The 10,830-nt window shown below is 72.6% G+C and carries 9 protein-coding genes; 8 read left to right on the forward strand and 1 reads right to left on the reverse strand.

The features are described 5' to 3' along the window. Positions 1-97 precede the first annotated feature (97 nt). Positions 98-1,318: an agmatine deiminase family protein gene (locus ACIPLC_RS10615; protein WP_400472578.1), complete on the forward strand. Its 1,221-nt coding sequence runs from the start codon at positions 98-100 to the stop codon at positions 1,316-1,318. A gap of 63 nt (positions 1,319-1,381) precedes the next feature. Here ACIPLC_RS10615 and ACIPLC_RS10620 read toward each other — a convergent pair whose 3' ends face one another. Further along, positions 1,382-4,501: a phosphocholine-specific phospholipase C gene (locus ACIPLC_RS10620; RefSeq protein ID WP_400472579.1), complete on the reverse strand. Its 3,120-nt coding sequence runs from the start codon at positions 4,499-4,501 to the stop codon at positions 1,382-1,384. 267 nt (positions 4,502-4,768) lie between these two features. On the opposite strand from ACIPLC_RS10620, the gene eccB reads away from it, so the two are divergent. The 7 genes from eccB (at position 4,769) to ACIPLC_RS10655 (ending at position 10,778) form a co-directional block, all read left to right on the forward strand. Beyond that, the gene (gene eccB / locus ACIPLC_RS10625) at positions 4,769-6,247 is read left to right on the forward strand and encodes a type VII secretion protein EccB (protein WP_400472580.1); all 1,479 of its coding nucleotides are present in this window, start codon (positions 4,769-4,771) and stop codon (positions 6,245-6,247) included. A 105-nt stretch (positions 6,248-6,352) separates the two neighbouring features. Then, a complete protein-coding gene (locus ACIPLC_RS10630; protein WP_400472581.1) occupies positions 6,353-6,664 on the forward strand; it encodes a hypothetical protein in 312 nt (103 codons plus the stop codon). A gap of 41 nt (positions 6,665-6,705) precedes the next feature. Next, positions 6,706-7,002 carry a hypothetical protein gene (locus ACIPLC_RS10635; protein ID WP_363587569.1) on the forward strand — a complete coding sequence of 99 codons (297 nt, stop codon included), beginning with the start codon at positions 6,706-6,708 and terminating at the stop codon, positions 7,000-7,002. 21 nt (positions 7,003-7,023) lie between these two features. Next, on the forward strand, positions 7,024-7,389 hold the full coding sequence (locus tag ACIPLC_RS10640; protein ID WP_363587571.1) for a hypothetical protein: 366 nt from the start codon (positions 7,024-7,026) through the stop codon (positions 7,387-7,389). 89 nt (positions 7,390-7,478) lie between these two features. Then, positions 7,479-9,884 (forward strand): hypothetical protein, encoded by a 2,406-nt coding sequence (locus ACIPLC_RS10645; RefSeq protein ID WP_400472582.1) that lies wholly within the window; start codon positions 7,479-7,481, stop codon positions 9,882-9,884. A gap of 146 nt (positions 9,885-10,030) precedes the next feature. Beyond that, entirely contained in the window at positions 10,031-10,483 is a 453-nt protein-coding gene (locus tag ACIPLC_RS10650; RefSeq protein ID WP_363587575.1) for a YbaB/EbfC family nucleoid-associated protein, read from the forward strand. Continuing rightward, positions 10,476-10,778: a hypothetical protein gene (locus ACIPLC_RS10655; RefSeq protein WP_363587577.1), complete on the forward strand. Its 303-nt coding sequence runs from the start codon at positions 10,476-10,478 to the stop codon at positions 10,776-10,778. Before ACIPLC_RS10650 ends, ACIPLC_RS10655 begins: the two co-directional genes overlap by 8 nt. Positions 10,779-10,830 lie beyond the last annotated feature (52 nt).

Consider the following 10,830-nt stretch of genomic DNA (forward strand, 5'->3'; position numbering starts at 1 on the left):
CGGCACCGCGCGGGCTCGCCGGTGGACCCTGCGGCCGCCCCTACTGTCGGATATCGCCCGTTTCGGGATGGAATCCGTGTCGACGAGGGGACCTGCCATGAGAGAACCCGCCCTGTCCCGCCGGGCCGTGCTGCGCTCCGGGGCGGCCGTGGCCGTGGTCGCGATGGTGGAAGGCTGCGGTTCGTCGGGGGCCTCGTCCCCGAAGGACGAGCCGACCACGGCCGCCGGCACGGGCACGGGCGGAGCCGCGAGCGCCGCGGCGTCGTACGCCATGCCGGCCGAATGGCACCCCCACACCAGGACGTTCATGGCCTGGCCGGCCCTCGCCGAGGTGTGGGGCGAGCAACTGCCCGCCGTCCGCCAGGACATCGCGCACCTCGCGCAGGCCGTCGCCCGGTTCGAGCCGGTCGTGCTGATGGCCCGCCCGGACCAGAGCGCCGCGGCCCGGCAACTGTGCGGCTCCGGCGTCGAGGTCCTCGACCTGGCGGTGGACGACCTGTGGGCCCGCGACACCGGCCCGACCTTCGTCACCGGCCCGGGCGGACTGGCCGGCGTCGACCTCAACTTCAACGGCTGGGGCGGCAAGCAGACCCACGACAACGACACCCGGGTCGCCCGGAACCTCCTCGACCACTACGGGATCCGGCGCATCCAGGCGCCGATCACCGGCGAGGGCGGCGCGATCGAGGTCGACGGCGAGGGCACTCTGATGGCCACCGAGAGCTCGTGGGTCAACTCGAACCGCAACCCGGGCACGAGCCGCGACCAGATCGAGGGGGCCCTGAAGGACCTGTTCGGCGTCCAGAAGGTCATCTGGTTCGCCGGCGTGGCCGGGCAGGACATCACCGACTGCCACATCGACGCCCTGGCCCGGTTCGCCGAGCCGGGCGTGGTCGTCATCCACCGCCCGGGCCCCGGCACCCCGCCGGACATCTGGTCCCGCGCCTCCGACCAGGCCTTGCAGGTGCTCGGCTCCACCACCGACGCCAGGGGCCGCAAGCCGCGGATCGTGGAACTCGTCGAACCCGACCTCAGCGGGCAGCCGGACCGGGGCAAGGACTTCCTGGCCACCTACCTCAACTACTACGTCGTCAACGGGGCCGTGATCATGCCCCGGTTCGGGGACAAGGCCTCCGACGACCGGGCGGCGGGCGTGCTGGCCGACCTCCACCCCGGGCGCGAGGTCGTCCCGGTGAGCATCGACGCCATCGCCGCCGGCGGTGGCGGCATCCACTGCGCCACCCAGCAGCAGCCCGAGGCCGCCGGGGGCGCCGGGGCCTCCGGCGGCTCCTCGGGCTCCGCTTCGGGCCCGGCCTGAGCGACCGGGCCGCGCTGAGCAGGTGCTCGGTGCGGCCCGGCCGCTCAGGCGGGCTGCGGCCGGTCAGCCCGCGATCGGCCGGCTGTCCAGGCGGATGTGGTCGACCGCCCAGTACCAGTTGTTGCCCGCGTCGTACATCCGGAACTTCAGCGTCACCGCCTGCGCCCCGGCCGGGACGGTGAGGCGGCGGGTGACGAGGGTGTTCTGGACGTCCTTGCCAGCGTTGTCGTTGCCGGTGGCGTCGGCGCTGTAGAAGACCAGGCGGGTCTCCGTGCCGTTGTCGAACACGGCGGTGACGGAGGCCTTCTGCGGGGCCTCCTGCCGGTAGTGCGAGTCGAAGGCCAGGTACAGGGTGTCGGCGCCGGCCGGGAGGCGGACGGCGGGGGAGACGAGCGTGGAGTCGAAGACGCCCTTGCGGGAGGGGGAACCGGTGTCGTCCCAGTCGTCCGGGTCGGCGACGGCGAGGACGCCCAGGCCGCGGGTGAAGTTGCCGCGGTCCTGCCCGGCCGGGGTGGACCACTCCCGCTTGGTGTGGAAGGTCCAGCCCTGGAGGCGGACGGTGCCCTGTGGCATGCCGGGGGCGTTGACCACCGACCAGCCCTGCGGCGCCCGGGCCGTCCAGCCGAGCACGCCGTCCTGCGGCTGGAGCGCGCCGGCCAGCGACTCGAAGTCCTCGCCCAGCAGGTGGCCGGCCATCACGGGGGCGGGGCGGGCGGCGAGTTCGCCGTCGGCGATCGCGAAGCGGTCCCCGGCCAGGGCCCGGGCGGTGACCAGGATCCGGTGGGTGGCGCCGTCCGGCAGCTGGGCGGGCGGGGTGACCTCCCAGACGGCGGTGGCGGTGGCGCCGGCGGCGAGTGAGGCGGGCGGCGCGGTGACGGCGGTGACCGTCCAGCCCGGCGGGACGACCGGCTGCGCCTCGACGGCGGTGAGCGCGGCGGTGGCGGTGAGGACGGCCGAGACCCGGGCCGGGCGGCCGGGCAGCAGGACGGGTTCGTCGATGGTGGTGGAGGCGGCCCCGAGGGCGACGTCCACGGCGAGCGGGTCGGCCAGGCCCAGGGCCGGGTCGGTGACCGTCCGGTCGTCCCAGGGGAAGCGGCCGGCGATCCGACGGCGGAAGGTGAGGTCCCCGCGGACGGCCACCGCGACGTCGTACCAGCCTTCGGGCCGCACCGCGATGTTGACGGTCCGGTCGTCGCCGGCCGCGACCCGCACCTCGCGCAGCCCGTCACCGTAGGCGAGGTCGCCGACCAGGAAGGTCTGGGCGGTGCGCGAGCGGTTGATCACGTCGACTTCGAGGACCTTGCCGTTCCGCTCCTCCGACAGCGACACCTCGTACGTGGCGGCGGCGTCGCCGCGCAGGTGCCACAGCGCGCCGTTGGGGCCGTGGACGCGCAGGTCGTAGCCCTCCGGGCCGACCGTCCAGGCGTCGGAGAGCCGGCTCTTCGCGCCGACGGTGTAGTGCCGGGGCGCGCCGCCCGTCGCCGGGTAGACGGCGAACACCGCGCCCTGGCGGCCCTGGTTGACCAGGTCGAGGGTGAGCTCGCCGCCCTTCAGCCGGGGCTTGACCAGCAGGTCGTAGGGTGCGGGGCGGGCGGAGCGGGTGCCGCGCTGCTGCTGCGGGAAGGCCTGCGGGCTGGGCACGGTGGGGGCGGGGAGCTTGCCGGTGTCGACCACCTTCTGCCGGTTCCCGCTGGTGTCGGGCAGCTGCGGCCAGGCCGGGTTGCGGCCGGAGAAGTCGAAGACGTTGGTGAGGTCGCCGCAGACGGCGCGCCGCCACGGGCTGATGTTGGACTCCTGGACGCCGAAGCGCTGCTCCAGGAAGCGCAGCACCGAGGTGTGGTCGTAGACGGTGGAGTCGACGACCCCGCCGCGGGTCCACGGCGAGACCACGACCATCGGCACCCGCACGCCCAGGCCCATCGGGTACGGGCCGGAGACCAGGGTCTCCCCGGCCGGCAGGGTGTCGGACCAGGTGAGCGAGCCGTCGGCGGCCTTGACCCGGTACCTGCCGTCCTGGCTGACGACCCGGTGGTAGGTGGAGGAGCCCTTGCTGACGCGGACGACGACCTCGCCGTCCACCGGCACGGTCGACTTGCCGCGCCCGGCGGCCAGCGGCGGGACGGGCGGCAGCTGGTGGTCGAAGAAGCCGCCGTGCTCGTCGTAGTTGAGGATGAAGACGGTCTTCTGCCACACCTCGGGCTTCGCCGCCAGGGCGGCGAGCAGCCGGGCGGTGAGGTGCTCGCCGTTCGGCGGCGCGTAGTTGGCGTGCTCGGAGAGCGCGGCGGGGGCGACGATCCAGGAGACCTGCGGCAGCTGGTCGGCCTGGACGTCGGCGGCGAAGGCGTCGACCAGCGCGTCACCCATCGCGAACGGGTCGCTCTTCTTCGCCGGGTCGCCGACGGCCCGCATGCCGCGCTCGTACAGCGGCTCGCCGGGCTTGGCCTTGACGAAGGGGGTGAACCAGGCGAGCGCGTTGTCGTCGAAGTTGTCCAGCGCCTGGTAGGTCTTCCAGCTGACGCCGGCCCGCTCCAGGCGCTCGGCGTAGGTGGTCCACTCGTAGCCGCCGGGGATCTCGGTGTTGTCGGTCACCGGGGTGTCCCGGACGGTGCCGCCGCTGGTCCCGGTCATCAGGTGGTCGCGGTTGGTGTTGGTGTTGCACTGGACGGACGCGTAGTAGGCGTCGCAGGTGGTGAACACCGAGGCGAGCGCGTGGTAGAAGGGCATGTCGGCGCTCTCGTAGTAGCCCTGGCCGAGCCAGCCGCCGGAGCGGCGGGTGACCGAGCCGTCGGCGAGGCCGTCGTTCCAGGCCTTCATGGAGTCGACGAAGCCGAAGGCGGGCGCGCCCTGCTGGTAGGCGCTGGTGTGCGCGGCGTTCATCGCGAAGGGCAGCAGGTAGCCCTCCTTGCGGCCCGGGTCGGGCTGGTGGAACACCGAGCGCCCGTTGACCCCGCGCACCGCCGTCCGGTCGCCGAAGCCGCGGACGCCCGCCAGGGTGCCGAAGTAGTGGTCGAACGCGCGGTTCTCCTGCATCAGCACCACGACGTGCTGGATGTCCGCCAGCCGCCCGGGCTTGGCCGGCGCGGCGAGCGCCTGCTGGACGCTGATCGGGAGGGCGGACAGCACGGCGGCCGCCGCCGCGCCGCCGAGCAGGCTGCGGCGCGACAGTTCGGGCATCGGACTCATCGGGTGGGGCTCCTCGCTGACGGGCGCCGGACCATCGGTTCGACCCGGACCAGCCATGTTCTAAGGGACCGAGGTGACCGGGGCCGGGGAGTTCGATGACGATCCGATGGCCGCCAAGGGGCCCGGAGCTGTACAGACAACTTGACTTGACGCCGCGCCACGGAGAACCGCGGTCGACGAGGCCGGGTGAACTCCCACGCCCCTTCGGGCCGTAGCACCGGGGTGGGGGCGCGGAAGCGGCGCGCCCGGAGACCCGGGAGGAACTGGATGCAGTCCCGACGCGACCAGGTGCAGGCCCACCTGTTCGTGATGAGCAGGCTGGCCTCCGGCATGCTGCGGGCCGAGCCCGACGCGCCGGACACCCCTACCGGGCGGACCACCCGGGGCACCACGACCGGACTCGCCGTGGCGGTCCTGATCGGGCTCGGCGTCGTGGTGTACGGGGTCATCAAGCCCGGCGGCGACGCTGGATGGGCCAAGCCCGGCACGCTCGTGGTGGTGAAGGAGACGGGTGCCCGCTACCTGTTCGTGGGCGGGCAGCTGCACCCGGTGCTGAACGACACCAGCGCCCGGCTGGTGGCCGGCGACCAGATGGCGGTGGCCCAGGTCGGCCGGGAATCGCTCGCGGACGCGCCGCGCGGCGGGCCGGTCGGGATCGTCGGCGCCCCCGACGGGCTGCCGCCGGCCGCCGAACTCGCGGGCGGCACCTGGCTGGTGTGCGGGACCGTCCAGCCCGGCCCGACCGGCGCCCCCGCGCCCCGGCTGGGCCTGATGATGGACCCGGTCAAGGAGGGCAAGGCGCTGACCCCGGGCCAGGCCGTGCTGGTCTCCCTCCCGGACGGGACGGTGCACCTGCTCTGGCAGGGCCAGCGACTGCGCGTCGACACCGCCAACCAGGCCCTGCAGGCGCTCGGCTACGGCGGGGCGACGCCCTTCCCCGTCCCGGCCGGGGTGCTGAACGCGCTGCCCGCCGGCCCGGACCTCGCCTCCCCCGCCGTCCCCGGGCGCGGCGGCGACGGCCCGGTGCTCTCCGGGAAGCCGACCCGCATCGGCCAGCTCTTCGACGTCGCCGGCGGTGCGCACTACCTGCTCACCAAGGACGGCCTGGTCCCGCTCACCGCGACCCTGTACGAGCTGCTGCGCGGCGATCCGCGCACCCAGAAGGAGGCGTACGCGAACAACGCCCCGGCGCCCGCGCTGATCGGCCCGGTCGACCTGGCCGCCCACACCGCGCCGGGCGGGGCCCCGGCCACGGGACTGCCCGAGACGCCGCCGACCCTGGTCACCCCGCTGCACGGCGAGGGGGTCTGCGCCGACCTGCACACCGGCGCCGGCTCCCCGGTCACCGCGATCACCCTCCTGGACGCGGCCGCGGCGGACACCGGCCGCCCGCCGACGGTCCCGTCGGGTGCGGCGGGCGGCACCTGCGCGGTGGCCGACCGGATCTCCGTCCGGCCCGGGCGCGGGGCCCTGGTCAAGGCGGTCTCCGGCGCGGGCACGGGCAGCACCGAGTACCTGGTCACCGAGGCCGGGGTGCGGTACCCGCTGCCCTCGACGGCCGTCGCCAAACAGCTCGGCTACGGGGGCGCCACGCCGGTCTCGGTGCCCGCCCCGGTGGTCGGGCTGCTCCCCGCCGGGCCGCTCCTCGACCCGGCGGCGGTGGCCGACGGGGCCGCCGCCACGCCGACGGCCGCCTCGACGGCCGCCGCCGCGGCCGCCGCGCCCGGTTCGGCCCCGTGCAGCTGAACCACCCGGTCTCGCGGGCCCGTTGAGTCGGTCAGGAACGTGTGCGGGGTCGCAGTCGCGCCCCCGCTCGTGCAGGGAAGGGAGCATGCCGTGGGCACACCGTCCATGTTGACGAAGGAAGACGAGGCGATCCGCCAGGTTCTTTCGAGCCTGGAGCAGCAGATCGAGAACATGGTGACCGCCGGCCGCACGGTCGAGCGGATCAAGGAGGAGCTCGCCGCCGGCTACATCTCCGGGGCGAGCAGCATGTTCCAGTCGAGGGTCGACGACTGGATGCAGCGCTACCAGCAGGTCATCGGTGCCTTCGAGCACTTCGTCCAGTCCACCCAGGGCGCCAACCAGATCCTCACCCAGGCCGAGGACGACGCCCGGGCACACGCCGCGGACGGCATCTACAACGGGCTCCAGGGCGCCTGAGGGCGCGTCGGAAGAGCAGGAAGACTAGGGAAAGCGAACCGATGGACTTCGGAAACATCCAGCTCCACCACGAGACGGTCGAGCAGTCGGCGGCCGAGCTCCGGCAGGCCGGCAACCTGATGCGCAGCAACCTGGACGAGCTCATGGGCAAGCTGAGGGGCGTGATCGACGGCGGGCACTTCCAGGGTGTCGCCGCCACCGCCTTCGAGGAGCTCTCCCGGGTCGTCGCGGCCAACGAGTCGAAGATGGACGAGGACATCGAGGGCGCGGCGGGCACGCTCACCAAGATGCACGACATCATGATCGAATCGGACTACAACGCCGGCAAGCAGTTCTAGTCCGGGCGGGGGCACGCGACCATGGGTGAATCGACGATCAAGGTGACGGTCGAGGGTCTTGAGACCTTCGTGAAGGACCTGAACGCCTTCGAGCAGGACGTCAACGGCCAGAAGACGTCCTGGAGCGAGGTGCCGGCCCTGAAGCCGGGGCGGGAATCGTTCCCCGCGACGAAGGCCTTGAAGGCCAACTTCGACGCCTTCTCCAAGAGCGTGGGCGAATCGATCGAGGCCATCCGGGGCGACGTCGACAAGATCGTGCTCGACCTGATCAAGGCGCGGGAGAAGCTTCACCTCGGAGACGGTGAAGCCCTGACGGAGGCCCAGATGATGGACGTCCTCAAGGACGTTCTCGGCGGAGTCACCGGAGCTCCCGCCCCGCCCAAGTGAGGGCCGTCGTCGGATCGGACGGTTGTGGGGCCGCCCGATCCGACGGCACACCGATGTCCTGACCCGTGTCACCGCGTTCGGAGGAAACCATGGCGGACGAGCCGCCCAAGACAGAGCCGCCCAAGGTCACGTACACCTGGGAACAGATGCTGGAGGCGTTCGCGGGGTCGGACCACAGCGCCATCGTGAAGCGGGGGGACGTCACGGGGCAGCCGTGGATCACCGGGCAGGAGCTGGTGACGGACTCCCGGTACAACAACAACCTGCGCAAGAAGAAGGACGGCCTGTCCACCCACAACGCCGGCTACGACATGTGGGCGGAGTGGGACTACGGTGACGGCAACGCCACCACCGCGTTCACCACGATCCTGGGTGTGACCTACAACTGGCCCTTCTTCGACGACAAGCCCTCCGGTAAGACGGGGAGCGTGCTGAACCTGTTCCATACCGACCCCGGAGAGATCCTCGGCGGGGCCATCTTCCAGGGGGGCCCGGGGAACGACAACACGAACTACAAGACGCTGACCGAGGCGGCGCGGATCCTCGCCCTGGTGGACACGTTCTTCGCGGACAACCGGGCGAAGATCCACCAGTGGGCCGAGTCCGTGGACGGCGCGGGCAGCGATTTCCAGGGCAGTGCGGCCGGCCGGTTCAAGGAGGTCCTGGTCGGGCTGCAGAACGAGTTCAAGACGCTGCACTACCGACTCAGCGGCGACCTCGACGCGTTCAAGGACGACGCCCCCGCGCCGGCCGCGGGCAGCAGCATCGCCGACAAGCTGAAGGCGGCAGGCGATGCGCTGGTCAAGGTCCAGCAGGACATGTACAACAACGGGTACAACCCCTGGCGCGGGTACAGCGCCTTGACGGACCCCACGGGCTCGTGGGCGTACAAGAAGAACGACGACCCGGACAAGCACGCCACGTACGCCTGGCCGGACCTGTGCATCCACTACGCGTTCACGCAGGAAGTCCAGAAGCTGACGGCGACCCGCTACCCGACGAACGACGCCTCAGGGGATTCGTACGAGGCCACGGTCACCGGCGGCTCTACGACCATGACGAGCGGTTCCACCGGAACCGCGTCGGTCGCCGCCTTCGCCACGGTCCTGAACAACGCGGCGACCAAGCAGTGGACGGACGAGGTCGTCAGGGTGCTCGACAAGGCGGCCACCGACGCCGGGACCGCCCTGGCGACCGCCTACGAGGCCGCGGCCAGGGTCCTGATGTCGTTCGCGGCCCCGGGCATGGACCTGGCGCCGGACAAGGTGGACCCCCCGAAGGACGGCCCCGACAAGGGGCCCGGCGGTCCTGACGGCCCGAAGGACGACACCAAGGGCCCGCCGAAGGGCGGCGCCGGTGCTCCGCCGCCGGGCATCGCGCCGCCCCCGCCGCCGAAGCCCGGCGGGATCGGCGGCGGGGGCGGTGGCAAGGGCGGCGGCACCGGGACCGGTGGCATCGGCGGAATCGGTGGCATCGGGGGGATCGGCGGAGGCAACGGCCAGGCGCCGCTGCTCGACAAGAACGGCAAGCCGGTCCTCGACAAGGACGGCAAGCCGATGTACGTCCCGCCGGGGACGACGGTCAACGGCAAGGGCGAACTCATCGGCCCCGACGGCAAGCCGCTGCTCGGCCCCGACGGCAAGCCCCGGCACGTGCCGGTGGGCACCGTCGTGGGCCAGCCGACCACGGGGTCGGGCGGCTCGGGCGGCTCGGGCGGTTCGGGCGGGTCGACGTCCAATACGCCGTTCAAGGTGCCGCCGGGCTCGAAGATCAACGACGACGGCACGGTCACCACCCCCGAGGGCAACCTGCTGAAGGACTCCAACGGCAACCCGGTGGTGCTCCGCAAGGACGACAAGATCGACGCGGACGGCACCGTCCGCACCGCGAGCGGTCGGCCCGTCTCGCAGTTCGAGCAGCTGCTGTCCGACGAGGAGCACGCGCTCTCCGGGCGGGGCGGCGGGCTCGTCGTCGGTGGGGGAGGTGGCAGCGGCGGCAGCGGCAGCAGCTGGACCGGCCTGCCGAGCTCGCTCGGCGGCGGCGGAATCTCCTTCGGCGGTTCCGGCGGTTCGAGCTCCCTCAAGAGCGGCACCGACCTGTTCGGCGAGCCCTTCAGCGGCCAGGGCTCCGGCCCCAAGACCATGGGCGGCATCGCCGCTCAGGGGCCGCCGCGCATCGGCGTCAGCGACCGCCTGGCCTCCGCCCTGGGCATCGACAAGGGGGCGACGGCCGCCGAGGAGGCCATGGCCTCCCGCACCATGGCGGCCGAGCGGGCGTCAGCGGCCGGGCTGGCCGGCGAGGAGGCCCAGCTGATGGGCCGGGGGGTCTCCACCACCGGTGGCGGCGGCCCCATGATGCCGCCTATGGGCGCCGGTGCCGGCGCGGGCGCGGGCGGTCAGGGGGAGAAGGAACGGCAGCGCACCACCTGGCTGGCCGAGGACGAGGAGGTCTGGGGCACCGACTCGGGCGCCGTGACGGGCGTCATCGGCCGCTGACCGGGCGATTCGCGTCGGCGGTCGAACCGCAGGACCCCGCCCATCCGTAGAGAGAACCGTACGACCCCACGAGCCGGCGCGTCCCGGGCCTCACCCCCGTAGGCCCGGGACGCGTCATCGGGATTCGGGACGAGACGGAAGTGCGGGTGAAGGCGTTGTCGTACGCCGAGCAGATCGAACAGGCCATGGCCGCTCTGGAGGAGCAGCAGGCCAAGATGGCGGTGGCCGCCAAGGAGTTGCAGGCGGCCACCGCCTCGGTGACGTCCAAGGACCGGATGGTCACCGCGACGGTCGGGGCGCAGGGGCAGGTGGTGTCCCTGGTCTTCCACACCACCGCGTACCGGTCGATGGCACCGGCCCAGCTGGGGCAGGTCCTGGCCGACGTGCTGAACACCGCGCGGGCCGACATCGGCGAGCGGGTCGCGGAGACCATGGGCGCGTTCAGCGGCCTGGGCGAGGCCCTGCGGGCCTCGATGACCGGCGGGACCGAACTCGACGACCTCTTCGCGCCGCTGCGGGACATGCGGCCCGGCTACGCCGACGAGGCCGCCGCGGCGGACCGCCGCAAGCGCGACCGGCAGGAGGAGTTCCGTGGCTAAGCCCCAGCTGACCGCGATGGCGGACCTGAAGGACAAGTTCGCCAAGTTCGGCCCGCTCTCGGACACCATCGAGGAAGTCCGCCGGTGGACCGACGAGATCAACGAGTTCAACAAGAGCTCGGCGGGCAACGACGACATCGGCAAGGAGTACCACAAGAACGTGGACGGGCCGACCGCCGATCTCGACGACCTGTTCAAGAAGGTGCGCGACCAGGTCGAGGGCGCCGGAACCAAGGGTCAGAAGACCTCCGAGATGCTGAAGAACGCCGACGAGGAAGCCAAGAACCAGAACTGACGATCCGTCAGATTCTCGGTCCGGCCCGCTTCGCCCAACCCTCGACGAACGC

The organism is Kitasatospora sp. NPDC086801 (assembly GCF_044745805.1).
Classification (GTDB): domain Bacteria; phylum Actinomycetota; class Actinomycetes; order Streptomycetales; family Streptomycetaceae; genus Kitasatospora.

What these genes read in the sequence shown, in the direction of transcription:
- ACIPLC_RS10645 (WP_400472582.1), top strand. Translation starts at nt 7,479, where the DNA reads ATGGCGGACGAGCCGCCCAAGACAGAGCCGCCCAAGGTCACGTACACC.
- ACIPLC_RS10640 (WP_363587571.1), top strand. Translation starts at nt 7,024, where the DNA reads ATGGGTGAATCGACGATCAAGGTGACGGTCGAGGGTCTTGAGACCTTC.
- ACIPLC_RS10615 (WP_400472578.1), top strand. Translation starts at nt 98, where the DNA reads ATGAGAGAACCCGCCCTGTCCCGCCGGGCCGTGCTGCGCTCCGGGGCG.
- ACIPLC_RS10620 (WP_400472579.1), bottom strand. Translation starts at nt 4,501, where the DNA reads ATGAGTCCGATGCCCGAACTGTCGCGCCGCAGCCTGCTCGGCGGCGCG.
- ACIPLC_RS10630 (WP_400472581.1), top strand. Translation starts at nt 6,353, where the DNA reads ATGTTGACGAAGGAAGACGAGGCGATCCGCCAGGTTCTTTCGAGCCTG.
- ACIPLC_RS10635 (WP_363587569.1), top strand. Translation starts at nt 6,706, where the DNA reads ATGGACTTCGGAAACATCCAGCTCCACCACGAGACGGTCGAGCAGTCG.
- eccB (WP_400472580.1), top strand. Translation starts at nt 4,769, where the DNA reads ATGCAGTCCCGACGCGACCAGGTGCAGGCCCACCTGTTCGTGATGAGC.